Genomic DNA, 24,409 nt, shown 5'->3' on the forward strand with positions numbered 1-24,409 from the left:
ATGCGGGCGGTTCCGGCGACGCCGGCCCGCCCGCATTTTCATGCCCGCGGCGCGCTCAGGCGTCGCCCTGGCGCGAGGGCGCCGTGGCACGGGCATGCAACATGGTGCTGAAGAAGAGGATGACCGACAGGGCGACCTCGACCAGGGCGAAGACGCCGATCAGGCCCGGGTCGCTGGCGCGCAGCACACCCTCGGTGAAATACAGCAGCGACAGCATCGACAGCCATTGCGAGGTATAGCGCCGGCCGCGCAGCACGCCGAATACCGCCGGTAACAGAGGGACGGCCTTCAGGATCAGCCAGGAGCCCCCCGGGCGCAGCGGCGCCAGCCAGCCCTCCCACAGCACGCAGAGGACGATCAGCGCGAGCAACGCGGCGCTGGAGATTCGCGACAGGACCAAGGGACTCACTTTGCCTCCGCCAGTTTGAGCGCGACCCGCGCCAGCCGACTGCCCTGGGCCTGGGCGAGACGGATTTCTTCGTCCGTCAGCTGCGCGCCACCGTCCGCGCCCGCGACATGACTCGCACCGTAAGGCGTACCACCCGAGCGGGTGTGACTGAGCGCGCTTTCGCTGAAAGGCAGGCCGAGCACGACCATGCCATGATGGAACAGCGGCAGCATCATGCTGAGCAGCGTGCTCTCCTGCCCGCCGTGCTGGCTCGCGGAAGAGGTGAACAGACAGGCGGGCTTGCCCTCGAGTACGCCATTCACCCAGGCCGCGGTCAGCCCGTCCAGAAAGTACTTCATCGGCGCCGCCATGTTGCCGAAGCGGGTCGGGCTGCCGAGCGCGAGACCGACGCAGGCCTCGAGGTCCGCCATCTCGACGTAGGGCGGACCATCGGCAGGGATGTCGTCCTCGACCGCCTCGCACACCGTGGACACCTTCGGCACGGTGCGCACGCGCGCGAGCGCTCCGGGCACCTGATGGATGCCGGCGGCAATCTGCTCGGCCAACGCACGCACCGAGCCGCGGTGGCTGTAATAGAGGACGAGAATTTCGCGCATGGACTGCTTCCGTTCGAGGGCCGCGAATTATACCCGCGCGCGGCCGAAGGGCCGCTGCAGGCCGCTCCCGACGCTGCTCAGATCGGATAGGGATCGATCTCGTACTGAAAAAGTTCGACGCCCTGCGTCTGCATGTCGAGACCGAGCGCACGTGCCTGCGCGATGTACACCCCGACCCCATCACGCACGAACACGAAGCGGCGCGACGCGTAGGTACCCGCGGGCGCCAGCATCGCGGGGTGGCGGCGCATCGGCTCCATCACCGGGAGCGCGAGCGCGGGGGCGAGCTGCTGCAATGCCCGCCCCCGGAATCCGACCTTCACCGACTGGAAGGACGGTCCGATCACTTGCAGGCCCAGCTCGATCTGCCCCGGCATCTCGCTCCTGATCCAGCGCACCACGCACACCGACCAGGGCTGCTGCGGATCCCGCCGCAGCGCCAGCGCGACACCGGCTTCGACGTTCGCCTCCGCGCCCGCCACGCTCATGATCGCCAGGCCCGCAGGACTCTCGTTCAGGACCACCCACTCGTGCGTCCGCCCGGCCTCCACGCGACCACTGCACCCGAGCTCCCACACCGCAGCAAGGCCCATGCACACCTGCACCACATACTGGTTCTGACGCCGTGGCTGCTCCCGCACCGGGGTCGCCATCCAGTGATTGCGCACCCGCCTGAGCAGCGCGAGCGCCTCGAGCGACGACAGGCCAGCAGGAAACCCCCCGTCCTCCGCGCTGAGCGGCTCGACCTCGCAGTTCATCCCCGCCAGTTCCGCGGCGGTCATGTGAGCGGTGATCCACTCCACGCACTCGCCCAGCTTCTGCGCCATCGGGCGCGGATTGAAGAACCACAGCGGCGCCCCGTGCGCCGCTCCCTCGGGCACCGGCCGTCGCGCCACGGCCTGCGGGCCGATGTCCGTGTCGGCGTCGATCCACCACGACGCCGCATTGCCCGCAGCGGTGCCGGTCTCGAATCCCGCCACGGCGAGCACGCGCGCGTCGATGAACTCGAAGATCCAGGCCAGCTCACGCCCCGTCAAGCCCTCCGGCTGCGAGACCGCGACCGCAATCAGGCGCAGGTAGGCGCAGCGGACCGGATCGTCCACGGCCGTACGCATCAGCTCGGCAGCACGGGCCAGCCGGTGCGCCTGCCGCCATACGCCCGCAGGCACCGGCGCGGCAGCCAGGCCCGAGAGGACGAACACGCCGGACAGCAGCCCCAGGCCGCCCATGCAGAGCGCACTGCGCTCGCCTCCCGCGCGGCGCTCGCGCTCGGCGCGCTCGGCAAACCAGCCGGCGACGTCGAGCAAGGCTCCGCACACGCGCTCCGCGGTCTCGTAGAGCTCGGACGGGACCGGAAGCTGCACCGCGATGAGCTGCGGTCGCAGACGCTCGGCCATGTCCAGCACCCGCTCGGCGGCCGCCTCGAGCACACGGACGTCGCCACCTGCCCGACTCCCGGCCATCGAGGGCTTCAGGCGGGCGCGGAAGGCGGCGAGATCGTCGGCGACGGTCGCGGCCGGCTCGCCATCCAGCCAGGCGAGCAGTTCGCGCTCATCGTCGGTGGTCGCAGAGGAAGCTTCCATGGTCAGGCAGTGGCTGTGGAACGAGGATTGGATCCCAGGCTATGTGGGCGCCGGAGCGTGCCGAGCATTCTAGCCCCTTCATCGCGCGGCTCGGGGCCGCGCAGGGAGCCACGGCTCAACTCCGTGCGAAGCCCAGAATTCACCTTGCTCGACGCCGAGGCTTCACCTATACTCCACGGTTTTTCGCATCTACCGATCAGGAAAATCAGATGGTCGTCATTCGCCTTGCCCGTGGTGGCGCCAAAAAGCGCCCGTTCTTCAACATGGTCGTCGCCGATTCGCGCAACCGCCGCGACGGTCGCTTCATCGAGCGCGTCGGCTACTACAACCCGATCGCCTCGGGCGCCGAGAAGGGTCTCGTCGTCAACACCGAGCGCCTGGCCTACTGGCAGGAAAACGGCGCCCAGCTGTCGCCGACCGTAGCCCGCCTGGTCAAGCAGGCCAGCAAGGCCGCGGCCTGACCGCGTTCGATCAGCGGCAGCACGGCGCATGATCGTACTGGGGCGCATCGTCGCCCCTTTTGGCGTTCAGGGCTGGGTCAAGATCCACCCCTTCGGCGACGACCCGGCCTCGTGGCGGAAGATGTCGCACTGGTGGCTCAGCCGTGATGACGCTGCACCGGACGAGGCGTGGATACAGTACACCCTGACCGCCTGTCGCGCGCACGGCAAGGGACTGGTAGCCGCGCTGGCCGAGGTTCCCGACCGCAACGCGGCTGAAGCCATCGACGGCTGCTTCATTGCCGCGCCGCGCGAGGCGCTGCCGAAGCCCGCCGAGGATGAATACTACTGGGGCGACCTCGTCGGCCTGGAAGTGAAGAACGAAGCGGGTGAAACGCTCGGCACGGTGACCGGATTGCTTTCGACCGGCGCACACGACGTGCTGCAGCTCAAGGATGGCGAAGGCGAGAAGCAGGTGGAACGCCTGATTCCGTTCGTCGCCGCCTACGTGCTCGACGTCGACCTGGCTGCCCGGCGCATCCGGGTTGCCTGGCAGAAAGATTGGTAATACGGGACTGTGAAAGGCCGGTGAGTTCGCACACCCCGGAAAGCGACACGGCGCAGCAGGCAGCTGCGGGACTTCAGGGCGGACTGCGTCGATACGACGTCGTCACCCTCTTCCCCGAGATGTTCGCTGCGCTGACCGGCAGCGGTATCACGCGGCGTGCGGTCGATCGCGGCTTGTATGCGCTCGGGTTCCACAATCCGCGCGACTTCACCAGCGACCCGCATCGAACCGTGGACGACCGTCCTTATGGCGGCGGTCCCGGAATGGTGATGCTGGCGGAACCGCTGATGCGCGCAATCGATGCGGCACGCATCGCACAGCAAGACGCGCTGGGGCGGAGCGGGCGGGTGATCTACCTGTCGCCCCAGGGGCGCAGGCTTGACCAGGCGGCGGTCTTGGAACTGGCCGCAGAACCCGGTCTGGTGCTGCTCTGCGGGCGGTACGAGGGCGTCGATCAGCGCCTGATCGACCGCGAGGTCGACGAGGAACTATCGCTCGGTGACTTCGTGCTGTCGGGCGGCGAACTGCCGGCGATGGTGCTGCTCGACGCGATCGTGCGCCAGTTGCCGGGCGCATTGAATACTGCCGGTTCGGCGCTGGAGGACTCCTTCGCCGACGGGCTGCTGGACTGTCCGCACTACACGCGGCCGGAGCTGTACGAGAACGAACGGGTGCCCGAAGTCCTGCTATCGGGCAATCATGCGGCGATACGCCGGTGGCGGCTGAAGCAATCTCTCGGCCGCACCTGGTTGCGCCGGCCCGAGTTGCTGGCGGCGCGCCAGCTCAGCAAGACCGAATTGAAACTGCTTGAGGAGTTCAGGCAGGAGCAAGCCGGGGCGGACGACGTGCTGGAACCCCAGCGCGGCTGAATGCCCTTCTACAAACGGCGCGCATCAGGTTGCGACCTGCTCTGCGGCCAGGCCGATGCAACAGGCAGAGGCCGATAACATCGATGGAGTATCTGCAATGAACCTGCTTCAGCAACTCGAACAGGAAGAGATGGCCCGCGTTTCCGCCGGCAAGACCATCCCCGAATTCGGTCCCGGCGACACCGTGATCGTCCAGGTGAAGGTCAAGGAAGGCAACCGCGAGCGTCTGCAGGCCTACGAGGGCGTGGTCATCGCCAAGCGCAATCGTGGTCTGAACTCCTCCTTCATCGTCCGCAAGATCTCCTCGGGCGAAGGCGTCGAGCGTACGTTCCAGACCTACTCGCCGCTGGTTGCCGGTGTCGAGGTCAAGCGTCGTGGTGACGTGCGTCGCGCAAAGCTGTACTACCTGCGCCAGCGCTCGGGCAAGTCGGCGCGCATCAAGGAAAAGCTGGACTACAAGGCCGCCGCTGCCAAGCGCGCTGCCCAGCAGCAACAGGAAGGCTGATCGCGTCACGCGGTCGCCTCATGGAAACGGGCCTGCGGGCCCGTTTTTTTTTCACTGCCGGCGCTTCACCGAGTTCGCAGCGTCGCCGGCGCCCGCCCCGCTCAGCGCCGCTCGACCCAGCGCATCAACCCGAAGGCGGCCGCAAGGAAGATCAGGCTCGGCGTGAGCGCGGCCATGACCGGCGGCCAGGCGTTGATCATGCCGAGGTTGGAGAACAGGCCGTTGAGCAGATGGAAGGCGACGCCCAGCATTACCCCCATGAAGATGCGCGCGCTCGCGCCGCCCATGCGATCGTGGATGAAGCCGAAGGGCATGGCCAGCGCCATCATGACGAGCGCGGCGAAGGGGTAGATCACCTTCTTCCACAGCGCGATCTCGAAACGGTCGGCGTTCTGGTTGTTCTCGCGCAAGTGGTTGATGTATGTCCACAGCTTGGCGAACGGCATGTGCTCGGGCGACACCATCAGCACGCCAAGCACTTCCGGGGTCAGCTCGGAGCGCCAGCGAATCTCCTTCAGGCGCTCGATCTCGGTGCGGTCGGCGCGGAAGTTCGTGCGCGTCACGTCGAGCAGCTTCCATTCGCCCTCGCCATCGAAGACGCCGCGCTTGGCCTCGCTGATCGACACCAGCGCGTAGTTCTCGTCGAAGGCATACATGCGCGCATTGCGCATCGTACGGTCGGGCATCAGCGTGCGCACGTTGAGCACCAGCCTGCCGTCCTTGACCCAGAGCCCCGAGCGCAGCTGCTGCGACACCGTGGCCTTGGTCGCAGTGAGCTTCCATTCCTCCGCAGCCGTCTCCGCCGGCGGCGCGACGTACTCTCCGATCACGAAGATCAACGCCACGAACACCCCGCCGATGAGCCCGAGCGTGCGCATCAGGGCGGCATTGGACAGGCCCGAGGCCCGCATCACCGTGATCTCCGAATTCTTTGCCAGCGTCGCCAGCGCATACAGGGTGCCGATCAGCACCGCGACCGGCATCAGCTCATAGACCCGCGCCGGCAGCGTGAGGGCGACATACACCACGGCCTGGTAGAGCGTGTATCCGCCCTTGCCGATGTCCTCGAGCTCGTTGATGAAATCGAAGAACGCGAACAGGCCGAGGAATGCCACCAGCACGAGCGCAGTGGCACCGAAGATCTCGCGCGCGAGATAGCGCAGCAACACGGGGCTCATGCTCGCCTCCGCCAGAACGGCGAAACCGCCAGGCGCTTGTGAAACATCAGGCCGAGCGCAGCGAGCACCACGAGATGCGGCAGGACCAGGCCGAGCGCAAAACCGAGCTTGCCCTGCGCGACCCAGGACTGGAACACGGAGATCGCGTTGCTGTAGAGCAGGTACACCAGCAGCGCCACCAGCATGTTGTTGGCCCGCCCGGCGCGCGGATTCACGAACGACAGCGGGATCGCCATCAACGCGAGCAGCAGCGCGACCAGCGGCGCACCGGCGCGACCGACGAGTTCGCCGAGGCTGCGCTTGTCGGGGTTGGCGAGCAGGACGGCGGTCGGCAAGGCGCGGACGCGCGCTTGCTGGGTCAGCACCTGCTTCTGCTCGACCAGCACCTCGTAGCGCTCGAACTCCATCACGCGGTACTCGGGCGTGCCCGGCTTGCCGTCGTAGCGACGCCCCTTCTCCAGCACGACGTAGCGACGGCCCTCGTCGTCGCTGCGCAGGAAGCCCTCGGACGAGACGATGACCACCAGTTCGCCCGCGCGCGTCTGTTCGCTGACGAACACGTTGCGCACGCGACCGTCCTCGCCGGCGCCGATCTCCACGAAGAACACCCGCTGCGCGCCGGACGACTCGCGAAACACGCCGGGCGCCACGCGGTGGGTATCATCGCGGCTGTCGAGGCGCTCGCGATACTCCGCGCTCTTGAGCTGCGCCCAGGGCGACAGATAGAGCGATCCGGCGCCGATCACCACCACCATCGGCACCGCGAACAGCAGCACCGGCGTGATCCACGCGGTGAGCGGCACGCCCGAGGCGAACCACACCACCATCTCCGAGTCGCGGTAGCTGCGCGACAGCGACACCAGGACGGCGATGAACAGGGTGAGCGTGAGCACCGTCGGCAGCTGCGCGAGCGCGCCGAAACCGATCAGCGCGGCGACCGCCTCGGCCGGGACGCGACCGCCCGCCGCCTGGCCAAGCAGGCGGATCAGCACGGTGGAGATCAGGATCGCGAACAGCGCGATGAAGACCGCCGCCGCCGTCTGCGCGAATTCCCTTTGCAGCGCACGCCGGAAGATCATCGGTCGAATCGGGGAAAACCAGGAAAAACGGGAGGAGCCGTCCCTGGCATGTGCGCAGGCGCGGCCGGGAGGAGGCGTTTTTGACGCCCCGGTTGCGAACGGTCCATAATCTTCGACGGTCCGAACAGAGCGTCTTTACAAGGAAAAAGCGGATGGAATTTACCATAAAGACTGGCAGCCCGGCGAAGCTGAAGACCGGCACCCTGGTGCTCGGCGTGTTCGCCGGCGGCAAGCTTCCTGCGCTCAGCGTCGCGGTCGACGGCGCAGCCGAAGGGCGTATCGCCGCCATCGTCAAGCGTGGCGACCTGGAAGACAAGGCAGGCGCGACCCTCGCGCTGCCCGACCTGCCGGGCACCCATGCCGAGCGCGTGCTGCTGGTCAGCCTGGGCAAGGAAGACGAGTACGGCGACAAGGCCTATCGCGACGCGCTCGCGGCCGCGGCCAAGGCGCTCGCCAACGGTCCTGCACGCGACGCCATCGTCGCCCTGGCCGATACCGACCTGGCTGCGCGCGGCCTGCCCTGGCGACTGCAGCAGGCGGCCCGCATCCTTGCCGACGGCGCCTATCGCTTCGACGCCCTCAAGTCGGACAAGGACCGAAAGGACAAGAAGCATCGCGGCGCGAAGAAGCTCGTGCTGCTGGTGAGCAGCGAGCTCACCGCCGAACTCGACACCGCCGTGCGGCAGGGCCACGCGATCGCCACCGGCATGGCGCTCGCCAAGGATCTCGGCAACCTGCCGGGCAACATCTGCACGCCGACACATCTGGCCGAGACCGCCGAGACGCTCGGCAAGCAGTACAAGTTCGACGTCGAGGTTCTCGAGCGCGACGACATGGAAAAGCTCGGCATGGGCTCCTTCCTGTCGGTGGCGCGCGGCTCGCACCAGCCGCCCAAGTTCATCGTCATGCACTACAAGGGTGGCAAGGCGAAGGCGAAGCCGGTCGTGCTCGTCGGCAAGGGCATCACCTTCGACACCGGCGGCATCTCGCTCAAGCCGGCGGCCGAGATGGACGAGATGAAGTACGACATGTGCGGCGCCGCGAGCGTGCTCGGCACCTTCAAGGCTGTGGCGCAGATGGGGCTGCCGATCAATCTCGTCGGACTGATTCCCACCACCGAGAACATGCCCGGCGGCGGCGCCACCAAGCCCGGCGACGTCGTCACCTCGATGTCGGGCCAGACCATCGAGGTGCTCAACACCGACGCCGAAGGCCGCCTGATCCTGTGCGACGCGCTCACCTACGCCGAGCGCTTCAAGCCCGAATGCGTGATCGACATCGCCACCCTCACCGGTGCCTGCGTGGTCGCCCTGGGCAAGATCCCGAGCGGGCTGCTCGCCAACGACGACGAACTCGCCGCCGAGATCCTCGGCCGCGGCACCGAATCCGGCGACCGCGCGTGGCAGCTGCCGCTTTGGGACGAGTACCAGGAACTGCTCAAGAGCAATTTCGCCGACATGGGCAACATCGGTGGCCGCTACGCCGGCACCATCACCGCGGCCTGCTTCCTGGCGCGCTTCACCAAGGCCTACAAGTGGGCGCATCTGGACATCGCCGGCACCGCCTGGGTGTCGGGCGACGCCAAGGGCGCGACCGGCCGGCCGGTACCGCTGCTGTCGTCCTTCCTGATCGGACGCGCACTCGGCGCTGCGGCCTGAAGCACGGCGAGCCGCGAAACGCGTGATGGCGCCCCGCGTGCAGTTCTATCACAACACGCCCGACCGGCTCGCGCTCGTCCGCGAGCTGGTCGCCGGCGCCTGGCAGCGCGGGCGCAAGCTCGCGATCCGCTGCGCCGACACGGCGCAGCTCAAGCGGCTAGACCAGTCTTTATGGACGGCCGAGCCGCTGAGTTTCATCCCGCACGTGGCGATCGATTCGCCTCTGGCCACCGAGACGCCGGTCATCCTCGCCGCGCCCGGCGAGGACTCGCGGTGGCCGCATACCGACCTCCTCTTCAACCTTGCGGACGGGCTTCCTCCCGGCCACGAGCATTTCCGCATGCTGATCGAGATCGTCGGCAAGGACGAGGCCGAGAAGCACGCCGCCCGCCAGCGCTGGGCAAGCTACCGCCAGCACGGCTACGAACTCAAGGCCTTCGACGCCGAGCTGAGGGTGGCGCTATGAGGACGCCACGATGAAGGAATGGCCCGAGCTGCCTCGAGATCGCGAGCTCGAGCGCGCCGACGACCTTCTCGACCAGGCCGATGCGCTGCTGCGTCGCCACCACGCGCGCAACGAAGCCAAGACCGACGCAGCGGACGCCTGGGCGCCCGCCGCGGGGCTCGACGACGACGACCTGCCCATCCTCACCGAGGTCGTCGACGACTTCGCGTTCCCGTCCGGAACGGCCCCGGGCCCACGCGCCCCTGGCGATGCATACGCCCACGGCCCGTCCTATGCAGGGGGCCCGTTCGAGGGATTCGACGCGGCTACCCCGCACGCGCCATCCGCTCCCGCCCGGACAACGCCGCCCGCATCGGAGGCGATATCGTCACGTCTCGCCGAACGCTTGATCGAACTCGACACCGAGATCGCCCGCGAGATCGGCAACTGGGTCGCTGCAGAAATGCCGCAGATCCTCGCGCGCGAGCTCGACCAGCTCGCCAGCCGCGTGCAGGCGGAACTCCAGGCCCACCTGCGCGCCACCTTGCTGCCCGAGCTGTCCGCCCGCGTTGGAAAGCTTCTCGACCAGACGGCCGATCCGGCATCGACACCCAACCGTCCGCCCCTCCCCTGAGACCGCGCGCTACTTCCCGTACATCAGGCCCGGCAGCCAGGTTGCGATCGCCGGGAACACCACCACGAGCACCAGCGCGAGGACCTGGATCGCCAGGAATACCAGCGATGAGCGGAATATTGTCGCCATGCTGATCGACGCCGGCGCCACCCCGCGGATGTAGAACAGCGCGTAGCCGAAGGGCGGGCTGAGGAAACTCATCTGCATGTTCACCAGGTACAGCACGCCGAACCAAACCAGCACCTGGTCCGAGCTCGGCCCGGGCAGGCCGAACAGCCCGTCGAAAGTGAGCTGCTTGATGATCGGCACGAAGATCGGCACGGCGAGCAGCAGAATCCCCACCCAGTCGAGGAACATGCCCAGGATCACCAGCAGCACCATCATCAGCAGCAGGATGCCGTAGGGCGACAGTCCGGTGCCGAGCAGGGTCTCGGTGATGAAGGTCTGGCCACCCTTGAGGATGTAGAGACCGACGAAGATCGACGCGCCGAAGATGATCCACAGCACCATTGCGGTGGCCTTGACGGTCGACAGACTGGCACCGAACAGCCCCGCCAGCGTAAGCCGCCGATGCAGCAGCGCCACGATCATGGCGCCAAAGGAGCCCAGGCCCGCAGCCTCGACCGGCGTGGCAATACCGGTGAACAGCAAGCCGAGGACGACGACGACGAGCGCGATCGGCGCGATCAGGCCCCGCAGCAGCTTGAGCTTGGCGGCCAGGTCGATGCGCTCGGCCACCGGCACCGCCGGACCCACCTTGGGATTGGCGTAGGCGCGCAGCAGGACGTAGGCGATGTACAGGCCCGACAGCATCAGTCCGGGCAACACGCTGCCGGCGTAGAGCTCGCCCACCGACTGCTGTGCCACCACCGCATACAGGATGGCGAGGATGGAAGGGGGAATCAGTACCCCGAGCGCACCGCCCGCCATGATCGAGCCGAGCGCGATCTGCTCGTCGTAGCGCCGCTTGAGCATCGCCGGGAGCGCGATGATGCCCATGGTGACGATCGCCGCGCCGACGACGCCGACCATCGCGGCAAGGATGGTCGACGCGACGATCGTCGCCACCGCCAGCCCGCCGCGCAGGCCGCCCATCCACTGGTACACGGCGTCGAACATCTCCTCGATCAGGCCTGCGCGCTCGAGCATGGTCGCCATGAAGATGAACAGCGGAATCGCTGCCAGGTCGGGGTTCGTCATCATCGGGAAAATGCGGCTCGGCACCATGTTGAGCATGGCCGAGTCACCCACCAGATACAGGAACACCACGCCCAGGCCGCCAGCCACGAAGGCCAGCGGCAGGCCCGCCATGAGCAGCACGAACAGCGACCCGAACATGATCCAGGTGAGCGGCCCCATCTCCACCGCGCCGAGCACGCCTTGCAGCCGGAACAGGAAGTAGTCCTCGCCCCAGGGGTCGTAGAAGGCGATGTTGATCGCCTCCACCGCCATCACCAGGGCAAGCAGCTGCGCGGCCCCATATACGGCGTAACGATAGGCGGGGCTGCTGCCCTTCGCCGGTTGCGCTAGGGTTCCGTGCATCTCAGCGGTGCTCCTGACAGGCCAGCTCGAAGCGGCGGATGTCCTTGATCAACTGCGAGACTCCGGCGAGCAGGATGAGCACCGCGCCCAGCAGCAGCGTCGCCTTGACCGGCCAGTACTGGACCTGCCAGGTCTCCAGCGAGCGCTCGCCCATGCCGTAGCTGTCGCTGAAGAAGCGCCAACCGGTGGAGATCATCACCAGCACGAAGGCGAAGAAGAACACCGAGGTGATGACGTCGACCGCGCCGCGCGCGCGCTTCGAGAGCTTGGTGTAGATCACGTCCACGCGAACATGGGCGCCATGCAGCAGGCCGTAGGCGCCGGCGATCACGTACTGCATGCCGAACAGCAGGTAGCTGCTCTCATGGACCCAGATCGTGGGCTGGTTGAACGCATAGCGCATCACCACCTCGTAGGTGTAGGCCAGCACCGCGTTGACGCTCCACAGCGCCACGAACATGCCGCTGCGGTCGCTCAGCCAGTCGACCGCACGCTCGAACGCAGTGGCGTCCGCCTCGTGCTTGACCTTCGGCAGCACGCCCTTCGCACGCGCAGCCGCAATCAACAGCAACGGCATCACCGCCAGCCAGCCCCAGTAAGCCCAGTGGGGCATGACGAAACCGAAACCCTTGAGTTCTTCCATCCTCTCCCGCTCCGCAGATCGAGCGGGTCGGTCGATGCCGACCCGCCCCATGCTTCACCGCGTCAGACCGCGCCTCAGATGGAATGCCCCTTGAGATCCTCGTCGGTGACGTAGCCGAGCAGATCGTTCTTCATGTACTCGAGCTGCAGCTTGAACACGCGTGCGGCATCGGCGTCCTTCTTCGCCCAGTTGAACCAGATCGGAATCGCCGCCTTGCGGAACTTGGCGATGTCGTCAGGCCCCATGCGCGAGACCTCGCAGCCGGCCTCGCGGAACTTGGTCATCGCCGCCATGTTCGCCTTCTGGATCTCGACGAAATGCCGCACCGAGTACGTCCTGACCTGATCCTCGACGAACTGCTGCATCTTCGGGCTGAGGCGCCGCCAGGCGCCCATGTTGATGGTGAGATCCATCACATCCACCGGCTGGTACACGCTCATGGTCCCCGGCGGCCCGAACAGGATGTACTTGGTCACCTGATGGAAACCGAGATCGTAGTTCACCGCAGGCCCCACGTAGTCGGCGGCGTCGATCGTGCCCTTCTCCAGCGCCGGGAAGATGTCCGAACCGGGCAACGCCACCGTCGAGCAGCCGAAGGCCTGGAAGACCTCCGCGACCATGCCCCCGGGCAGGCGGATCTTCTTGCCCTTGAGGTCATCGACCGAGCGGATCGGCACCTTGGAGTGGATGATGTTGGCGTCGTGGTGGATGGGACCGACGAAGTACAGGCCCTGCTTGGCGTAGATCTCGCGCGCCATCTCGAGCATGCCGAGGCCGTAGTACATCGTGTCCCATTGGGCGGGCTGGTCCGGACCCATCGGATACGAGGACAGGAACACGGTGGCCGGGATCTTGCCCGCCCAGTACAGGGTGAAGGGGTTCATGCCCTGCAGCACGCCGCTGCGCACCGCGTCGAACAGCGAGTTGTTGTCGGCCGCGACGGCTTTCGCCGGGAAGGGCTGGATGGTCAGCTCGCCCCCCGATTTCTCCTTGAAGCCGTTGCACCACGCCTCGAACAGCCGGTAGCCGGTGGTGCCCGCATCCCACACCGACTGGACCTTCCAGGTCGTTCCGGCCTGTGCCTGGGCGTTACCGATGAAGGGTGCGCTCACCAGCGCGCCGGCGGCGGTGGTCTTGAGCAGGTCGCGTCGCGTGAATGTCTTGCTCATGGTGTCTCCTTCCCTTTCTCTGGTGGATGTCGCTCAGCCCCGACTTATTCCTGCAGCGCAGCAATCGCATGAAACGCCTTACACCGACAAACTCACGCCCTTCCGCGGACGCAGCCTCGCCGACCCTCAGGGCGCAACGCAGTGCAGCGCTCGACAGCCTTGTATTCGGGAAAACCCGCACGGTTAGCCGGTGCGGACAAGCACTACTGCGGACGCATCTTGCCCCCATTCCAGGAGTGCGAGAACCCTACATAAGGAATATCGATTATTCTTTAGTGGAATTAATAAACCACCTCTGAGCAGCCATGCCATGGACAAACTGACCGGACTGCAATTGTTCGTCCGCCTCGTGGAAAGCGGCAGCTTCTCGCGTACGGCGCACGACATGAAGCTGTCCCAACCCACGGTGACCAAGCACATCGCTGCACTCGAAGCGCGCCTCGGCGTGCGTCTGCTCAACCGCAACACCCGTGGCATGCGGCTGACGGAGGCCGGCGCGCTCTATTACGAGCGCTGCAAGATCATCGAGCGCGAGCTCGAAGCCGCCGATCGGCTGGTCACGAACCTGGGCGCGGACATCTCCGGCTCCCTGCGCGTGGCCTGCCCGGCAGGTCTCGGTCGCCACGTGATCCTGCCGCTGGCGCGGGCGTTCATCGCCCGCAATCCCGGGGTGCGCTTCGATCTGCAGCTCGACGACCACACCCTCAACCTGCTCGAGCACGGCATCGATGTCGCCGTGCGCATGGGGCGGCTGGCCGACTCTGCGCTGGGCAGCCGGCAGCTCGGACTGAACCCCTGGGTCACGGTGGCGAGCGCGGACTATCTCGAGCGCCACGGCCTGCCCGCAGCACCCGAGGCACTCGCCACCCACGACTGCCTCGTGTACAGCAGCGTCCCGGGCGATCAGCGCTGGCAGTTCCAGGGTGCCCAGGGCGCGCCGCTCACCGTCTCCGTGCGTGGCCCGCTGCGCACCAACGACATCGACTCGATCCTGGCGGCGACGCTGGCGGGGATGGGCATCGCCATCCTGCCCACATATCTGGCCCGCCCGGCAATCCTGCGCGAGGCGCTCGTGCCCCTGCTCCCCGAGTTCACCCTGCCTGCCCAGCCGATCCACGCGGTCTACCCCTCGCCACGGCTGGTGCCGACCAAGGTGCTGGCCTGGATCGAATTCATGCAGACGCAGTTCGCCGATGCGCATTGGCCAGCGCGCGACTGGGCCCATGCCGGGCCGTGCTGACGCCTTGCGGTTCGGCCAGGCACGCGCACACGCCACTCGCGTGGCCACTTGCACTGCGGCCAGGCGGGCCGGACGGGCGCATCCGCTATAATCCGCGCTTTGCCTTCACGCGCTAAAGACACCATGGAACTGGCCAAGAGCTTCGAGCCCGCAGACATCGAACGTCGCTGGTACCCGGAATGGGAATCCCGCGGCCATTTCGACGCCGGACTCGACAAGTCGAACCCCAACGCCTTCTGCATCCTGCTGCCGCCGCCCAATGTCACCGGCACGCTGCACATGGGGCACGGCTTCAACCAGACGATCATGGACGCGCTCACGCGCTACCACCGCATGCGCGGCGACAACACGCTGTGGCAGCCGGGCACCGACCACGCCGGCATCGCCACACAGATCGTCGTCGAACGCCAGCTGGATGCCCAGGGCATCAGCCGCCACGACCTCGGCCGCGAGAAGTTCCTGGAGAAGGTGTGGGAGTGGAAGGAATACTCCGGCGGCACCATCACCCGCCAGATGCGCCGGCTCGGTACCAGCCCGGACTGGAAGCGCGAGCGCTTCACGATGGACGAGGGCCTGTCGAAAGCGGTCACCGAGACCTTCGTGCGCCTCTACAACGAGGGCCTGATCTACCGCGGCAAGCGCCTGGTGAACTGGGACCCGAAGCTCGGCACCGCGGTGTCCGACCTCGAGGTGGTATCCGAGGAAGAGGACGGCAAGCTGTATCACATCCTCTACCCGTTCTCCGACGGTCCCATCGGTGAGTTGCGCGGCCTGACGGTGGCCACCACCCGCCCCGAGACCCTGCTCGGCGACGTCGCGGTGATGGTGCATCCGGAAGACGAGCGCTACGCCCACCTCATCGGCAAGACCGTCGCGCTGCCGCTCACCGGCCGCCACATCCCGATCATCGCCGACGACTACGTCGATCGGGCGTTCGGCACCGGCTGCGTCAAGGTCACCCCGGCACACGACTTCAACGACTACGCCGTCGGCCAGCGCCACGCGCTCGACATGATCGTCGTGCTCAAGCTCGACGGCAGCGTGCCCGCGGTCGCCGAGCGCTACACCTCCGACGGCATCACGCTCGAAGGCGTGCCCATGCCCGCAAGCATCGCCGGCCTCGACCGCGTGCCGGCACGCGATGCCGCCGTCGCCGAACTGGAACAGCTCGGCCTCCTGGTCGAGGTCAAGGCGCACAAGCTGCAGGTGCCGCGCGGCGACCGCACCGGCGTGGTCATCGAGCCGATGCTGACCGACCAGTGGTTCGTCGCCATGTCCAAGCCCGGCGCGGACGGCAAGAGCATCACCGAGAAGGCGCTCGAGGTCGTGGCCTCGGGCGAGATCAGGTTCTACCCCGAGAACTGGGTCAACACCTACAACCAGTGGCTCAACAACATCCAGGACTGGTGCATCTCGCGCCAGCTGTGGTGGGGCCACCGCATCCCGGCCTGGTACGACGAGGAAGGCCGCATCTACGTCGCCGCCTGCGAGGAGAAGGCGATCGCGGCCTGGAAGGCCGACCTCGAAGCGGAGATCGCCGGCCTGCAGGGCGAGGTCGCGGCGCGCCAGAGCCAGGGCCAGACCGCGCCCGACTATCCGGAACTGGCCGAACGCCTGGCGGTGCTCCACGCCCGCTACGAGGAAGGCAAGCTGCGCCAGGAGGACGACGTGCTCGACACCTGGTACTCGTCCGCGCTGTGGCCGTTCTCGACGCTGGACTGGACCGCCGAATGGCCCGCCAGGAGCAACGACGCACTCGACCTCTACCTGCCGTCCACCGTGCTGGTGACCGGCTTCGACATCATCTTCTTCTGGGTGGCGCGCATGGTCATGATGACCAGGCACATCACCGGCAAGATCCCGTTCAAGCACGTGTATGTGCATGGCCTGATCCGCGATGCGGAGGGCCAGAAGATGAGCAAATCCAAGGGCAACGTGCTCGACCCGATCGACCTCATAGACGGCATCGCCCTCGACGAGCTGGTCAAGAAGCGCACCTATGGCCTGATGAACCCGAAGCAGGCGCAGAGCATCGAGAAGAAGACGCGCAAGGAATTCCCCGACGGCATCCCCGCCTTCGGCACCGACGCGCTGCGCTTCACCTTCGCCAGCCTCGCCAGCCCGGGCCGCGACATCAAGTTCGACCTCGCCCGCTGCGAGGGCTACCGCAACTTCTGCAACAAGCTGTGGAACGCCACCCGCTTCGTGCTGATGAACTGCGAAGGCCAGGACTGCGGCCTGGGCGAGCACGGCGCCGACCAGTGCGTGCCCGGCGGCTACCTCGACTTCTCCTTCGCCGACCGCTGGATCGTCTCCCGACTGCAGCGCACCGAGGCCGAGGTCGCCCAGCAGTTCGAGGCCTATCGCTTCGACCTGGTCGCGCGCGCGGTGTACGAATTCGTCTGGGACGAGTACTGCGACTGGTATCTGGAGCTCGCCAAGGTCCAGATCCAGAGCGGTACGCCCGAACAGCAGCGCGCCACCCGCCGCACCCTGCTGCGCGTGCTCGAGACCGTGCTGCGCCTTGCCCACCCGCTGATCCCCTTCATCACCGAGGAGCTGTGGCAGACCGTGGCGCCACTCGCCGGGCGCAAGGACGGCGACAGCATCATGCGCGTACGCTACCCGCAGGCCGACCTGAGCCGCGTCGACGAGGCCGCAGAGTCCAGGGTCGCCGAGCTCAAGGCCATGACCTACGCCTGCCGCAACCTGCGCGGCGAGATGAACATCTCGCCCGCCCAGCGCCTGCCGCTGGTGGCCGCGGGTGACAAGGCGGCGCTCGCGCTCTACGCGCCCTACCTCGCCGGACTGGCGAAACTGGCCGAAGTGCAGATCGTGGACGAGATCGGTGCCGACGAACTCGCCCCGGTCGCAGTGGCCGGCGAGACCCGCCTGATGCTGAAGGTGGAGATCGACGTCGCCGCCGAGCGCGAGCGCCTGAAAAAGGAGATCGCTCGCCTCGAAGGCGAGATCGCCAAGGCCGAGGGCAAGCTCGGCAATGCCAGCTTCGTCGATCGCGCGCCCGCGGCGGTGGTGCAGCAGGAACGCGACCGCCTCGCCGGCTTCAAGGCCACGGTGGACAAGCTCAAGCCGCAGTTGGCCAAGCTGGGCGGCTGAGGCGGAGCATTGCGCCGCTTTTTTCGCGGGCAAGCCCGCGAAAAAAGCGGGCTTTCGCCCGCCCTCGTGTGTAGCTCAACGGCCGCAACGCGGCCGCGGGGCGCTTACTTGCGCTTGAGGAAGAACTCGAACGCCTTGTCGGTCGTCTCGCCCTGTTGCAGCAGCTCATTGCCGGTCTGGCGCGCGAAGGCCTGGAAGTCCTTCACCGAACCCGGGTCGGTGGCCACCACGCGCACGACCTGGCCCGACTCCATTTCCGCGAGCATTTTCTTGGCGCGCAGAATCGGCAGCGGGCAATTCAGACCGCGGGCATCCACTTCCTTGTCGAAATTCATCCTCTGTCCTCTTCCATGTTCCGTGGGCTTGAGCCGGCGATTCTAAAGGATGCCGGCGGAAGGCGAAAAGCGCACCTGCAACGCATGGCGCACCCTCAGCGCTCGCGCTTCTCCTCGAGCAGCCGCTGCTTGAGTTCGCGCATGCGCGCATCGATCGCCGAAAGCGTGTAGAAGTCCCCATCCCCTGCCTTGCGCGCGATCTCGAGTTGCTCGATCGCTGCCGGCAGGCTGCCACGCAGTACATAGACCTCGGCCTGGGCGCGATGCTGCGCGCTGCGCTCGCCGAGTTCGGCATGCGCCCGCGACAGCAGCTGCCACAGGCGCGGATCGGCACTGCGGGTGTCGATCATGCGCCGTACCGCGGCCGCCGCCTCGCGGGCCTGGCCGGCATGGATGCGCGCGTCGGCGAGGGCGTAGGCAAGGCTGCGCCCCCCCGGAAACTGGGTGCGCGCAGCCTCCAGCACGCGCACCGCACCGACCGCATCGCGACGCGCAAGACGGATCTCGGCGGCGAGCGTCTCCACCCAGGGCGAAGCCTCCGCAGCCTTGCGCACAGCCTCCAGCCGGCGCTCGGCCTCGTCGGCACGGCCGGCGCGCAGCAACGCGCGCGCCAGCCCGTAGCTCAGCGCCTCGTCACCGGGGCTTCGCTCGAGCAGGTCCTGAAGCGCCTCGACCGCCTCTGCAGGCTGTCCGGCCATCGCGCGCAGCTTGGCGCGCGCGTAGCGGAAATCGGCCGAGTCCGGCACCTGCCGATAGGGCATCGCCGCGACGCGGTTCTCCATGTCGGCGATGCGCTCGGTGGTGAGCGGGTGGGTGCGCAGGTAGGCCGGCGCATTGTTCTCGTAGACCCGCGTGTTGCGTTGCAGGCGCTCGAAGAAGCTGGGCATGCCGCGCACATCCAGCCCGGCGCTCGCCAGTGTCTCCAGACCCACGCGGTCGGCCTCGCGCTCGAAGCTGCGGGTGTAGCCGAGCTGTGACTGGATCGCGCCTGCCTGGCCGGCGGCGATGGCCGCCTGGCTCACGTCCGAGTTGCTGCGCGCCGCCAGCACCGCAACCAGCAGCGAGGCCACCATCAGCATCGCCGACTGGCTCTGCTTGCCGACGATCTGTGCGATGTGGCGCTGGGTGACGTGGGCGATCTCGTGACCGAGCACCGAGGCGAACTCTGACTCGGTCTGCGCTGCCAGCAGCAGGCCGGTGTGCACGCCGATGTAGCCCCCGGGGAGCGCAAACGCGTTCAATGTGGCGTCGCGGACGACGAAAAAGTCGAAATCCTGTGCAGGGTTGTTGCTTGCCGCGGCGAGGCGGTGACCAAGACGGTTGATGTACTCCTCGACCTCGGGGTCGTCCAGGTAGGCCGCATCGCGCCAGCGGATCTGGGCGATGATCTGCTCGCCGATGCGGCGCTCGGCGGCGGGAGAGAGCTCGGACGCCGCCACGTCGCCCAGGTCCGGAAGATCGTAGGACTGGGCGGTCAACGGGGCGGGCAGGGCCAGCGCGAGGCTGAGCAGCAGGGCGAGAGGTCGGCGCATCATCGGGTGCTATGATACCCGCCGATCCCGACCCGTTCCCCTGCCCGATGTATCGGCGTGTTCGCCGATCCGCATGCACCGTCCGGCGCCCCTGCACCGGGCGCCGCCCCTGCCCCGCAAGCCCGTCATGACGACCTCCGCACCCAACCCGCTGACCCACTTCGATGCCGACGGCCAGGCCCACATGGTCGACGTCGGCGCCAAGGCCGAGACCCGCCGCGTCGCGGTCGCCACCGGCCGGATCGTGATGCTTCCGGACACGTTCGAGATGGTGAGGTCCGGCACCGCAAAGAAGGGCGACGTCCTCGGCATCGCCCGCATCGCCGCCATCCAGGCCTCGAAGCGCACCAGCGAGCTGATCCCGCTCTGCCATCCGATCCCGCTCACCCGCGTCGCGGTGGCGTTCGAACTCGACGCGGCCGAATGCGCGATCCGCTGCACCGTCACCGCCGAAACGGTCGGCCGCACCGGGGTGGAGATGGAAGCACTCACCGCAGTGAACGTCGGCCTGCTCACCATCTACGACATGTGCAAGGCGGTCGATCGCGGCATGCGCATGGAAGGCATCCAGCTGATGGAAAAGCTCGGCGGCAAGTCGGGGCACTGGAAGGCCTGAGGCCCCGCTCGCGAGCTCCGTCTACTCCCCGTCGCGCCGCGCCAGGCGCGCGAGCACCAACGGAAACGCACCCGAGCCCGCGAGCGCAATTGCCGACACCAGGAAGGCCAGCCCGGCCATCGGGTCGGACAGGGCAGGATGCAGGCGCGCGCCCTCCCCGGCAAAGCACACCAGCGCCGGCAGCAGGCACAGCGCGGCGAGGATGAAGAGGACGAGCGCCGAGCGCGGCACCCGGCGCGGCGCGGCGCTCATCGTCCGCCCTCCGCGGTGGTGCCCGTCGCGCCCACCGGCGTCTGCGCGGTCCGGGCGTCCCCCGCTGCATCAGGCCTCGTCTCGGTCGCCGTTGCGGCCACCGCCCCGCCCGGCACCGAGCGCACGATCAGACCGCAGGTGGCCCCTGCACTGCCCAGCAGCACGACCGCTGCGGTCGCGATCAGCGTGCGCCTCAGACGCCCTGGAAACGCATCCGCCATGGCAGCTCTCCCTGGATGAAAAGCCGCGCCTCGTCCGAGTGCGGCCGGCTGAAGAAGGCGCGCACCGAGGTGTGCTCGCACACCCGTCCGCCCGCCATGAAGACGATGTCATCGGCGAGCCGGGTGGCCTGACCGAGGTTGTGGGTGACCATCAGGATGCGCGTACCGTCGGTGCGGATCTCGCGGATGATGCGCTCGACCGCCGCGCTCGCCGAGGGGTCGAGGCTGGCCGTGGGCTCGTCGAGCAGCAACAGGCGCGGTCTGGTCAGCCAGGCGCGCGCGAGCGCGAGGCGCTGCTGCTCGCCGCCGGAGAGCCGGCGTGCGCTCTCGCCGGCGCGATCGGCCAGGCCGACGCGCTCGAGCATCTCCGCGCCCAGGCGGATGCGCGCGCGCGTCGACAGGTCGAGCGGCTTGAGCCCCAGGATCACGTTCTGCAGCACCGACATGCGCAGCATCATCGGGTGCTGGAACACCATCATCACGCCCTGCGCGGGCCGTGGGCCGCGCGCGTTCCCCCACGCCAGCGTGCCGGCGGTTGGCTCGATGAGGCCGCAGATCGTGCGCAGCAGCACGCTCTTGCCCGCTCCGTTCGGGCCCAGCACGAGCGTGATGCCGTCGTCGCCGAGCTCGAGATCGACGCCCGCGAGCACCTCGCGTCCCTGGGGCGCGTAGCGCAGGCCGGAGATCCGCAGCGGGAAGATCGCCATGCGCGTCGTCCTGTCCGCGCTCAGCCGAAGCGGCGCATCGCCCAGTGCCGCAGCAGGTAGGCGAAGGCGTTCAGCGTCAGGATGATCACGATGAGGACGATGCCGAGCGCGATCGCGAGCGGCAGATCGCCCTTGCTGGTCTCGAGGGCGATCGCGGTGGTCATCACCCGCGTTGCGCCATCGATGTTGCCGCCGACGATCATCACCGCGCCCACCTCGCTCATCGCCCGCCCGAGGCCGGCGAGCACCGCGACCACCAGCGAGTGGCGGCAGTCGTGGAGCAGCGTCGTCACGCTGTCCCACCACGAAAAGCGCATCACGTGCAGTTCCTCGGCGTAGCGCGCCCACACGTCCTCGACCACCTGACGGCTTATCGCCGCCATCAGCGGCACGACGAGCAGGGTCTGGGCGATGATCATCGCCGGCGCCGAGTAAAGCAGGCCGAGACCGCCAAACGGCCCGGAGCGCGAAAGCAGCAGGTACACGACGACGCCGACCACCACCGAGGGCAGGCCCATGAGGCCGTTGATCAGCACCGACAGCGCGCTCTTTCCCGGAAAGCGCCCCACCGCGATGCAGGCGCCCAGCGGCAGTCCGATCAGCGTGCCCAGCACCACCGCGCCACCGCTTACCTGCAGCGACAGCACCACGATCTCGGCCACGGTGTGGTCGAAGCTGGCGAGCAGGGACATGGCGTCGGAGAAGGTGGCGGCGAAGGCGGACATCGGCCGGGAGCATAACCGAAAGCCGCTGCCGGCCGGAATGCAGGCAGCGGCTTCAGCCCGGCGCCGGTGCGGCGCACACGCTGCCTGAGACCTGACGCGACAGGCGTCCCGGGCTCAGCTCGTGTAGGACAGCAGGAGCACCTCTGCGGCCTGCTCCCGGAGCGGGATCAGGGCCTGATAGGCCGGCGACGAGAACCAGTCGTTCACCGCCGCAATGCCGGGAAAGCGGATCACGACGATGTCCGCGTACGGGCTCTCGCCCGCGAGCGCGGCCACCTGCTGGCCACGAAACACCAGCTCCGCACCCCAGGGGGCCAATGTCTGCGGAACCTTGCTCCGATACTCCGCCCACTTGTCCGCGTTCTTCACCGTGATGTGGCCGACGACGTATGCGTCACTCATGCATGGCGCTCCCTGAATTGATTGCGTTGCAGCTTAACCACCCCCCTTCTGCATCGCGCGATCGAGCCGTGACAGCAGCGCGCGGCGCGTGGTCTCTTCGCCCGGACCGAAACGGTAGCGCACGATCAGCTGCGGCAGCGCGAACAAGCCGAGCCGACGCACGCCGGCGGGCTCGACGTCGATGACGAGCGACTGCGCGCCGTCCGCGAGCGTAAAGCGCAGCGCATCTGCGCTGCCGAGCACCTCGCCCCACGCCTGGCGCAGGTCGCGCTCGAACTCGCGCGCGGTGGCGGTGACCCGGCGCTCGAAGGACTCGGGCACCGGACCGTTGATGAAGGCCACCGTTCAACCGCCGGCGATCGGCGGCCAGATCGCAAGCTCGTCACCGTCCTGCAGCCGCCGCCTGGGGCGCTCGCCCGGGGGCACGAAGTGGCCGTTCACCAGCACCAGGTGCGCGCTGCGCTCGGGGACCTTGTAGCGGCGGATCATCTCCGCCACCGTCGTCCCCTCGTCGACCTCGAGCTCCAGGCGGTTGCCACGATGGCCCGCCGGCAGGAAATCCGACAGCGAAGCGAAGAGCTTGAAGGCGATGCGGATCGTCACGCGGGTCTCCAAATCGTGCCTCCTCAGCGCGCCAGCGCCATCGGTTGCTGGCTGCGGGCGACGTAGGCGTCGACGAAGCCGAGCGGGTTGGCGAGCAGGCGCCCCTTCCAGTCGCCGAGCTTCACCTGCCCGTGGATCAGCCCGCGCAGCGCGCCCACGTGCTGGGTCAGCCCGATCGAGGTGGCGCCGATCAGCACGTCGTCCTTGAACTGCAGGCTCAGATACCGGTAGCGCGCCTCATCCACGAGTTCCACGCCGCTGCCCCCGGCCTCGGGCTTCTCGCCCCACCATTGGCCGAACGAGGACGAGATCAGGCCGAGCGTGTCGAGCACGTTGATGGCGAGCACGCCGTTCAGCTTCGCCTCCCCCGTGGTCGTGCCGCGCGCCATGTTCATCGCCGCGATGCGGGCCTGGTCGGCGGCATTGGGCTGGATGGCGGCAACGAGGTGCGCGCCGGTGAAGAGGTCGGGCGCCTCGGCCACATCGCCTGCAGCGAAGATGCCCGGCACCGAGGTCTCCATGCGGTCGTCCACCAGCACGCCCTTGGCGACATGCACCGCGGTTTCCTCCAGGAAGCCGACATTGGGCGCGACACCGGCGGCGACGATGACCAGGTCGCAGTCGAGGCGGTCGCCGGTCGACAGCGTCACCACCAGCGGCGCCTCACGCCCGCTCTCGCTGCCGCGGTCGATGCGCTGCACGCCCGCCGAGGTGACGACGCGGACCCCCTTGTCCTCCACCCAGCGCTTGATCATGCCGCCCGCCTTGGGCGTCATCATGCGCGGCACCATGCGGTCGCCCATCTCCACCACGGTGAGCTGCACGCCGCGCTTGGCGAGCGCTTCCATGATGATGCAGCCGATGAAGCCGGCGCCCAGCTGCAGCACGCGCGCGCCGGGCTTGGCGTGCGCGGCGATCGCACGCGCGTCCGCCAAAGTCCAGCAGGTCTGGACCTCGGGCAGATCGACGCCGGGAATCGGCGGGCGCACCGGATGCGAGCCGGTGGCGATCAGCAGGCGGTCGTAGTCCTCGAAGTGGCCATCGTCGAACAGCACGGTGCGCTTGTCGGTGTTGAGCGCGACCGCACGGCCGCGCAGCTGGCGGATGCGCAGGCGCTCGAAGTGGTCGGCACCCTTGCGCAGCCAGGTGCCCGACTCGTCGATGTTGCCCTCGAGCAGGTAGGGGATGGCCATGCGCGAATACGGCGGCGCGTCCTCGTGGCCGACCATGAGGATGTCGTCGCCCGGCGCGGCCTTGCGCAGGGTTTCGGCGGCGACGACCCCTGCAGGGCCGTTGCCGAGAATCAGGTGTTTCATCAGAAGACCCTCGAACGAAGCGCGG

27 protein-coding genes are annotated in these 24,409 nt (G+C 67.8%); 10 read left to right on the forward strand and 17 right to left on the reverse strand.

Annotated elements, in window-relative coordinates:
- Window positions 1-55: 55 nt before the first annotated feature.
- From AAG895_RS12745 to AAG895_RS12755, 3 genes are all read right to left on the reverse strand, one after another.
- Window positions 56-409 carry a DUF2069 domain-containing protein gene (locus AAG895_RS12745; RefSeq protein WP_345792380.1) on the reverse strand — a complete coding sequence of 118 codons (354 nt, stop codon included), beginning with the start codon at window positions 407-409 and terminating at the stop codon, window positions 56-58.
- Window positions 406-1,005, reverse strand: coding sequence for an NAD(P)H:quinone oxidoreductase (gene wrbA / locus AAG895_RS12750; protein WP_345792381.1), 600 nt, complete (start codon window positions 1,003-1,005; stop codon window positions 406-408). The genes AAG895_RS12745 and wrbA overlap by 4 nt, the downstream gene beginning before the upstream one ends.
- Before the next feature lie 77 nt (window positions 1,006-1,082).
- Complete coding sequence (locus AAG895_RS12755) at window positions 1,083-2,588, reverse strand: hypothetical protein (protein WP_345792382.1); 1,506 nt, start codon at window positions 2,586-2,588, stop codon at window positions 1,083-1,085.
- Between the two features lie 209 nt (window positions 2,589-2,797).
- Here AAG895_RS12755 and rpsP point away from each other — a divergent pair, with 209 nt between their 5' ends.
- The 4 genes from rpsP to rplS all read left to right on the forward strand — a co-directional run bounded on the left by rpsP (window position 2,798) and on the right by rplS (window position 4,970).
- A complete protein-coding gene (gene rpsP, locus AAG895_RS12760) occupies window positions 2,798-3,049 on the forward strand; it encodes a 30S ribosomal protein S16 (RefSeq protein ID WP_345792383.1) in 252 nt (83 codons plus the stop codon).
- A 28-nt stretch (window positions 3,050-3,077) separates the two neighbouring features.
- A complete protein-coding gene (gene rimM / locus AAG895_RS12765) occupies window positions 3,078-3,596 on the forward strand; it encodes a ribosome maturation factor RimM (RefSeq protein WP_345792384.1) in 519 nt (172 codons plus the stop codon).
- A gap of 20 nt (window positions 3,597-3,616) precedes the next feature.
- Window positions 3,617-4,465: a tRNA (guanosine(37)-N1)-methyltransferase TrmD gene (trmD, locus tag AAG895_RS12770; protein WP_345792385.1), complete on the forward strand. Its 849-nt coding sequence runs from the start codon at window positions 3,617-3,619 to the stop codon at window positions 4,463-4,465.
- Between the two features lie 97 nt (window positions 4,466-4,562).
- Window positions 4,563-4,970, forward strand: a complete 408-nt coding sequence (gene rplS / locus AAG895_RS12775) for a 50S ribosomal protein L19 (RefSeq protein WP_345792386.1) — start codon at window positions 4,563-4,565, stop codon at window positions 4,968-4,970.
- A gap of 101 nt (window positions 4,971-5,071) precedes the next feature.
- Here rplS and lptG read toward each other — a convergent pair whose 3' ends face one another.
- Together lptG and lptF are read right to left on the reverse strand one after the other, a co-directional pair.
- A complete protein-coding gene (gene lptG / locus AAG895_RS12780; RefSeq protein ID WP_345792387.1) occupies window positions 5,072-6,148 on the reverse strand; it encodes an LPS export ABC transporter permease LptG in 1,077 nt (358 codons plus the stop codon).
- Window positions 6,145-7,227, reverse strand: a complete 1,083-nt coding sequence (lptF, locus tag AAG895_RS12785) for an LPS export ABC transporter permease LptF (protein ID WP_345792388.1) — start codon at window positions 7,225-7,227, stop codon at window positions 6,145-6,147. The genes lptG and lptF overlap by 4 nt, the downstream gene beginning before the upstream one ends.
- A 152-nt stretch (window positions 7,228-7,379) precedes the next feature.
- Between lptF and AAG895_RS12790 the strand changes: the two genes are divergently transcribed.
- Genes AAG895_RS12790 through AAG895_RS12800 form a run of 3 tightly spaced genes read left to right on the forward strand, consistent with a single transcriptional unit; the run spans window position 7,380 to window position 9,964 of the window.
- A complete protein-coding gene (locus tag AAG895_RS12790) occupies window positions 7,380-8,885 on the forward strand; it encodes a leucyl aminopeptidase (RefSeq protein WP_345792389.1) in 1,506 nt (501 codons plus the stop codon).
- 25 nt (window positions 8,886-8,910) lie between these two features.
- Window positions 8,911-9,351 carry a DNA polymerase III subunit chi gene (locus AAG895_RS12795; protein ID WP_345792390.1) on the forward strand — a complete coding sequence of 147 codons (441 nt, stop codon included), beginning with the start codon at window positions 8,911-8,913 and terminating at the stop codon, window positions 9,349-9,351.
- A gap of 10 nt (window positions 9,352-9,361) precedes the next feature.
- Window positions 9,362-9,964, forward strand: coding sequence for a hypothetical protein (locus AAG895_RS12800; protein ID WP_345792391.1), 603 nt, complete (start codon window positions 9,362-9,364; stop codon window positions 9,962-9,964).
- A 9-nt stretch (window positions 9,965-9,973) separates the two neighbouring features.
- Here the strand turns inward: AAG895_RS12800 and AAG895_RS12805 are convergent, their stop codons facing one another.
- From AAG895_RS12805 to dctP, 3 genes are all read right to left on the reverse strand, one after another.
- Complete coding sequence (locus AAG895_RS12805) at window positions 9,974-11,506, reverse strand: TRAP transporter large permease subunit (protein ID WP_345792392.1); 1,533 nt, start codon at window positions 11,504-11,506, stop codon at window positions 9,974-9,976.
- A gap of 1 nt (window position 11,507) precedes the next feature.
- Window positions 11,508-12,149 (reverse strand): TRAP transporter small permease subunit, encoded by a 642-nt coding sequence (locus AAG895_RS12810; protein WP_345792393.1) that lies wholly within the window; start codon window positions 12,147-12,149, stop codon window positions 11,508-11,510.
- A 74-nt stretch (window positions 12,150-12,223) separates the two neighbouring features.
- The gene (dctP, locus tag AAG895_RS12815) at window positions 12,224-13,318 is read right to left on the reverse strand and encodes a TRAP transporter substrate-binding protein DctP (RefSeq protein ID WP_345792394.1); all 1,095 of its coding nucleotides are present in this window, start codon (window positions 13,316-13,318) and stop codon (window positions 12,224-12,226) included.
- 310 nt (window positions 13,319-13,628) lie between these two features.
- On the opposite strand from dctP, the gene AAG895_RS12820 reads away from it, so the two are divergent.
- Window positions 13,629-14,558, forward strand: coding sequence for a LysR family transcriptional regulator (locus tag AAG895_RS12820; protein ID WP_345792395.1), 930 nt, complete (start codon window positions 13,629-13,631; stop codon window positions 14,556-14,558).
- 123 nt (window positions 14,559-14,681) lie between these two features.
- Window positions 14,682-17,675: a valine--tRNA ligase gene (locus AAG895_RS12825; RefSeq protein ID WP_345792396.1), complete on the forward strand. Its 2,994-nt coding sequence runs from the start codon at window positions 14,682-14,684 to the stop codon at window positions 17,673-17,675.
- 104 nt (window positions 17,676-17,779) lie between these two features.
- On the opposite strand, the gene AAG895_RS12830 is transcribed toward AAG895_RS12825, so the two are convergent.
- A complete protein-coding gene (locus AAG895_RS12830; protein WP_345792397.1) occupies window positions 17,780-18,010 on the reverse strand; it encodes a sulfurtransferase TusA family protein in 231 nt (76 codons plus the stop codon).
- 95 nt (window positions 18,011-18,105) lie between these two features.
- Window positions 18,106-19,545 carry a M48 family metalloprotease gene (locus tag AAG895_RS12835; protein ID WP_345792398.1) on the reverse strand — a complete coding sequence of 480 codons (1,440 nt, stop codon included), beginning with the start codon at window positions 19,543-19,545 and terminating at the stop codon, window positions 18,106-18,108.
- A 124-nt stretch (window positions 19,546-19,669) separates the two neighbouring features.
- Here AAG895_RS12835 and moaC point away from each other — a divergent pair, with 124 nt between their 5' ends.
- Window positions 19,670-20,158, forward strand: coding sequence for a cyclic pyranopterin monophosphate synthase MoaC (moaC, locus tag AAG895_RS12840; protein ID WP_345792399.1), 489 nt, complete (start codon window positions 19,670-19,672; stop codon window positions 20,156-20,158).
- A gap of 21 nt (window positions 20,159-20,179) precedes the next feature.
- Here the strand turns inward: moaC and AAG895_RS12845 are convergent, their stop codons facing one another.
- The 7 genes from AAG895_RS12845 to AAG895_RS12875 form a co-directional block, all read right to left on the reverse strand.
- Window positions 20,180-20,410 carry a hypothetical protein gene (locus AAG895_RS12845; protein ID WP_345792400.1) on the reverse strand — a complete coding sequence of 77 codons (231 nt, stop codon included), beginning with the start codon at window positions 20,408-20,410 and terminating at the stop codon, window positions 20,180-20,182.
- Between the two features lie 193 nt (window positions 20,411-20,603).
- Window positions 20,604-21,338, reverse strand: coding sequence for an ATP-binding cassette domain-containing protein (locus AAG895_RS12850; protein WP_345792401.1), 735 nt, complete (start codon window positions 21,336-21,338; stop codon window positions 20,604-20,606).
- A 20-nt stretch (window positions 21,339-21,358) separates the two neighbouring features.
- Window positions 21,359-22,063, reverse strand: coding sequence for an ABC transporter permease (locus tag AAG895_RS12855; protein ID WP_345792402.1), 705 nt, complete (start codon window positions 22,061-22,063; stop codon window positions 21,359-21,361).
- Between the two features lie 114 nt (window positions 22,064-22,177).
- Window positions 22,178-22,465: a DUF1330 domain-containing protein gene (locus tag AAG895_RS12860; protein WP_345792403.1), complete on the reverse strand. Its 288-nt coding sequence runs from the start codon at window positions 22,463-22,465 to the stop codon at window positions 22,178-22,180.
- 33 nt (window positions 22,466-22,498) lie between these two features.
- Complete coding sequence (locus AAG895_RS12865) at window positions 22,499-22,807, reverse strand: hypothetical protein (RefSeq protein WP_345792404.1); 309 nt, start codon at window positions 22,805-22,807, stop codon at window positions 22,499-22,501.
- Window positions 22,808-22,810: 3 nt separating this feature from the next.
- Complete coding sequence (locus AAG895_RS12870; protein ID WP_345792405.1) at window positions 22,811-23,068, reverse strand: MoaD/ThiS family protein; 258 nt, start codon at window positions 23,066-23,068, stop codon at window positions 22,811-22,813.
- A gap of 23 nt (window positions 23,069-23,091) precedes the next feature.
- The gene (locus AAG895_RS12875) at window positions 23,092-24,384 is read right to left on the reverse strand and encodes an FAD-dependent oxidoreductase (RefSeq protein WP_345792406.1); all 1,293 of its coding nucleotides are present in this window, start codon (window positions 24,382-24,384) and stop codon (window positions 23,092-23,094) included.
- Between the last annotated feature and the right edge of the window lie 25 nt (window positions 24,385-24,409).

Source organism: Thauera sp. JM12B12 (assembly GCF_039614725.1).
Lineage (GTDB): Bacteria > Pseudomonadota > Gammaproteobacteria > Burkholderiales > Rhodocyclaceae > Thauera.

Excerpts from the sequence above, each read along its gene's own strand:
- lptG (WP_345792387.1), bottom strand. The coding sequence starts at position 6,148 with ATGAGCCCCGTGTTGCTGCGCTATCTCGCGCGCGAGATCTTCGGTGCC.
- AAG895_RS12755 (WP_345792382.1), bottom strand. The coding sequence starts at position 2,588 with ATGGAAGCTTCCTCTGCGACCACCGACGATGAGCGCGAACTGCTCGCC.
- AAG895_RS12850 (WP_345792401.1), bottom strand. The coding sequence starts at position 21,338 with ATGGCGATCTTCCCGCTGCGGATCTCCGGCCTGCGCTACGCGCCCCAG.
- AAG895_RS12820 (WP_345792395.1), top strand. The coding sequence starts at position 13,629 with ATGGACAAACTGACCGGACTGCAATTGTTCGTCCGCCTCGTGGAAAGC.
- AAG895_RS12805 (WP_345792392.1), bottom strand. The coding sequence starts at position 11,506 with ATGCACGGAACCCTAGCGCAACCGGCGAAGGGCAGCAGCCCCGCCTAT.
- AAG895_RS12855 (WP_345792402.1), bottom strand. The coding sequence starts at position 22,063 with ATGTCCGCCTTCGCCGCCACCTTCTCCGACGCCATGTCCCTGCTCGCC.
- rplS (WP_345792386.1), top strand. The coding sequence starts at position 4,563 with ATGAACCTGCTTCAGCAACTCGAACAGGAAGAGATGGCCCGCGTTTCC.
- lptF (WP_345792388.1), bottom strand. The coding sequence starts at position 7,227 with ATGATCTTCCGGCGTGCGCTGCAAAGGGAATTCGCGCAGACGGCGGCG.
- AAG895_RS12800 (WP_345792391.1), top strand. The coding sequence starts at position 9,362 with ATGAAGGAATGGCCCGAGCTGCCTCGAGATCGCGAGCTCGAGCGCGCC.
- wrbA (WP_345792381.1), bottom strand. The coding sequence starts at position 1,005 with ATGCGCGAAATTCTCGTCCTCTATTACAGCCACCGCGGCTCGGTGCGT.
- AAG895_RS12835 (WP_345792398.1), bottom strand. The coding sequence starts at position 19,545 with ATGATGCGCCGACCTCTCGCCCTGCTGCTCAGCCTCGCGCTGGCCCTG.
- rpsP (WP_345792383.1), top strand. The coding sequence starts at position 2,798 with ATGGTCGTCATTCGCCTTGCCCGTGGTGGCGCCAAAAAGCGCCCGTTC.
- AAG895_RS12830 (WP_345792397.1), bottom strand. The coding sequence starts at position 18,010 with ATGAATTTCGACAAGGAAGTGGATGCCCGCGGTCTGAATTGCCCGCTG.
- AAG895_RS12790 (WP_345792389.1), top strand. The coding sequence starts at position 7,380 with ATGGAATTTACCATAAAGACTGGCAGCCCGGCGAAGCTGAAGACCGGC.
- AAG895_RS12845 (WP_345792400.1), bottom strand. The coding sequence starts at position 20,410 with ATGAGCGCCGCGCCGCGCCGGGTGCCGCGCTCGGCGCTCGTCCTCTTC.
- moaC (WP_345792399.1), top strand. The coding sequence starts at position 19,670 with ATGACGACCTCCGCACCCAACCCGCTGACCCACTTCGATGCCGACGGC.
- AAG895_RS12810 (WP_345792393.1), bottom strand. The coding sequence starts at position 12,149 with ATGGAAGAACTCAAGGGTTTCGGTTTCGTCATGCCCCACTGGGCTTAC.
- AAG895_RS12860 (WP_345792403.1), bottom strand. The coding sequence starts at position 22,465 with ATGAGTGACGCATACGTCGTCGGCCACATCACGGTGAAGAACGCGGAC.
- AAG895_RS12875 (WP_345792406.1), bottom strand. The coding sequence starts at position 24,384 with ATGAAACACCTGATTCTCGGCAACGGCCCTGCAGGGGTCGTCGCCGCC.
- rimM (WP_345792384.1), top strand. The coding sequence starts at position 3,078 with ATGATCGTACTGGGGCGCATCGTCGCCCCTTTTGGCGTTCAGGGCTGG.
- AAG895_RS12825 (WP_345792396.1), top strand. The coding sequence starts at position 14,682 with ATGGAACTGGCCAAGAGCTTCGAGCCCGCAGACATCGAACGTCGCTGG.
- AAG895_RS12795 (WP_345792390.1), top strand. The coding sequence starts at position 8,911 with ATGGCGCCCCGCGTGCAGTTCTATCACAACACGCCCGACCGGCTCGCG.
- dctP (WP_345792394.1), bottom strand. The coding sequence starts at position 13,318 with ATGAGCAAGACATTCACGCGACGCGACCTGCTCAAGACCACCGCCGCC.